The following is a 2,603-nucleotide window of genomic DNA, read 5'->3' as shown; positions in this document are numbered from 1 at the left end:
TGCGTATTTCGGTGATTCCGAACAGCGATTCCGGAGTTATCCGATCACCTGTTAGCCGTTCTTTTTCATAACCCTCTTTTTACGCTAAGTGATCGGATTGGTCTAGTTTTCTCATTGATTCTCCTGTCAGTTCGATTCGGTGACTGTTGTGTAATAAGCGGTCAAGTAAGGCGTCGGCAATGGTGGGACTGGGTATCAGTTTGTACCACTCGCTGGTGGGGATTTGACTAGCGATAATGGTGCTGGATTGTTGGTAGCGTATTTCCATCACATCAAGCAGGTCATTCGCCTGACGGGCACTTAACTTCTCCATACCCCAGTCATCAAGGATAAGGAGTTTACGCTTCGCTAAGGTATTCAGCTGCTGGCGGTAAGAGCCGTCAGCATGTCCAACGTGTAACTCATCCAACAGCTCTCCGAGCCGGTAATAACGGGCACTGTGATGTTGTTCACAGGCCTGCGTTGCCAGCGCACAAGCCAGGTGGGTTTTACCACAACCCGTTGCCCCGGTAATGATAATGTTCTGGTTGTAGTGCAGGTATTGTCCGCTGAGTAGCGTCGCTATTTTTTCTTTCTTAAGCCCACGGCCACTGCGGTAGTCGATGCCGCTAGGGCGGGCATCGAAGCGCAGTTTTGCCTGGCGGGTCAGTCGCTTTACTTTGGTGTTGTCACGGCACAGTATTTCGTGCGTGGCAAGCAGACCGAGACGCTCTTCGAAGCTCATTTCGGTATAGGTGTCCGGTTGCTCTTGCTGCTGTTGTAACGCCTGACAGAAGTGCCCCAGCCGTAATGCACGCAGTTGTTCATGGAGTGATGATAAGCTCATAATGGTCGTCCTTATTGGTAATAGTGTTGTCCACGGATGTTGGGATGGTTAACTGCCGGTGAGTCGTCGGCTTCGGTATGCGTGAGGTCTTGCTCTTTGTTATTTGCCAGCAGGTTCAGAATGACCTTGCGGTGTGGTTGCTCGAGCACTAGCGCTTTCTGACAGGCGGCTTCAAGCCGCTCCTGTCCGTATTTACTGCCCAGGTTAAGGATGGCGAGGCAGCTTTTTATTGCCTGCTCCGGATGTTGTCGACGAGCCAGTTGGGCTGCGATAACCGCACGAGTCCCGCTGCCGATGGTTTCTGCCCAGCCAAGCAGGCGCTCAACACCCCAGCGCTGTTTTACGTGAGCATCGGGCATATGCTCTTTAATCGTACTAAACGCGCCGGGCTGATGTTTCCTGGGGTGTTGCGCCACGACCTTACCCTGATAGTAAAAGCAGATGATTTGCGCTGTTGCTTCCAGTGTAACTGTCTGCCCCACCAGATTGTGAGGTACAGAGTAAGCGTGCTTAGCGTACAGAACATGGTAGTCCGGGCCGACCCGGGCTTGTTTACTGTCGATGTATTGATAGCCATACGCAGGCAACGGCATTAGCGCGGGTTTATCAAGACGGATATAAAGCTCGTGGCGTGAGCCCGGGTGAACGCGTTGCTGACGATGATTAAGCTCAACCAGCAGCTCCCGGATCCGTTGGTTAAGGCTGGATAGCGTATAAAAGTGATCATGTCGCAGACGCATTAAGATCCATCGCTCAACAATAAGAACGGCGTTTTCCGCCTTTGATTTGTCTTTGGGTTTATAAGGCCGGGCAGGCATGATGGCAGTGTTGTAATGACGCGCCATGCGCGCATAGTTTTCATTTAACACCGGTGCGTAGCGGTTTGCCCTGGTGACCGCCGAACGCAGGTTATCCGGCACCAGTAGCTGTGGCACGCCACCGAAGAACTCAAAGGCACGTACGTGCGCCATGATCCAGTCTTCCAGTTGTTGTGAACGCCCGGCTTCAACATAGGTGTAATTTGATGCACCCAAGGTTGCCACAAAGACTTGTGCGTTATAGCGAACTTCACCGGTATCGGGATTGAGGATAGGCACTGTCGGGCCGCAGTAATCGATAAACAGTTTATCGCCGGCAAGGTGCAACTGCCGCATACTGCGCTTTTGGGTCTTGCGCCAACTGCGATAGTGCTCACAGAACTGCGTGTAACCATAGGCAGTGGCTGAGTCCTTTTCGCGGTACTCGCGCCACAACAGTAGCTTTGTCATGCCTTTACGCTTGAGCTCTTGATGCATTTCATAAAAGTCTGGCTGGCGTTTGGCGCGGGACACATTCCGGCCTTTATATACAGCGGCCTCAAGCTCAGTGTCACTGCACTCGTCAGGCAACGGCCAAGTGAGTTCACTGGCAGCAAAGCGCGATAAAATCTCGCTAACGGTGGCGGGGCCGACAGATAAGCATTTACTGATGTCTCTCAAACTGAGTCCGGCATCAAACCGAAGTCTCAGGATGTCTTTTATCTTACTCATTTGGGTTCTCTTTCTAGCCATGGTCAGCCATTCCTCAATGCAGTTGCGTTGAGTTGAGCTTACCAGTTGATTTAGTAAGAAAAAGAACGGTATTTCGGCATTCCGATCACCGATTTCGGCAATCCGAACAGTGATTTCGGAAAAAGGCTAAAAGTGATCGGATAAAACCGAAACAAGTGATCGGTTTAAACCGAAATAGGTGATCGGATTGAACCGAAATGAGTGATCGGATTCATCCGAAACATGCA

The 2,603-nt window shown here is 51.2% G+C and carries 2 protein-coding genes; both read right to left on the bottom strand.

What is annotated here, in order from left to right; genetic code table 11:
* Positions 1-79: 79 nt before the first annotated feature.
* A complete protein-coding gene (gene istB / locus RJ32_RS14360; protein ID WP_034823181.1) occupies positions 80-826 on the bottom strand; it encodes an IS21-like element helper ATPase IstB in 747 nt (248 codons plus the stop codon).
* 11 nt (positions 827-837) lie between these two features.
* On the bottom strand, positions 838-2,376 hold the full coding sequence (istA, locus tag RJ32_RS14355) for an IS21 family transposase (RefSeq protein WP_034823180.1): 1,539 nt from the start codon (positions 2,374-2,376) through the stop codon (positions 838-840).
* Between the last annotated feature and the right edge of the window lie 227 nt (positions 2,377-2,603).

The sequence above is a fragment of the Idiomarina sp. 28-8 genome (assembly GCF_000320945.2).
Lineage (GTDB): Bacteria > Pseudomonadota > Gammaproteobacteria > Enterobacterales > Alteromonadaceae > Idiomarina > Idiomarina loihiensis.
Note: the sequence above shows the minus strand (reverse complement) of the source record. Positions and strands in the feature narration are given on the sequence as shown.

Excerpts from the sequence above, each read along its gene's own strand:
- istB (WP_034823181.1), bottom strand. The coding sequence starts at position 826 with ATGAGCTTATCATCACTCCATGAACAACTGCGTGCATTACGGCTGGGG.
- istA (WP_034823180.1), bottom strand. The coding sequence starts at position 2,376 with ATGGCTAGAAAGAGAACCCAAATGAGTAAGATAAAAGACATCCTGAGA.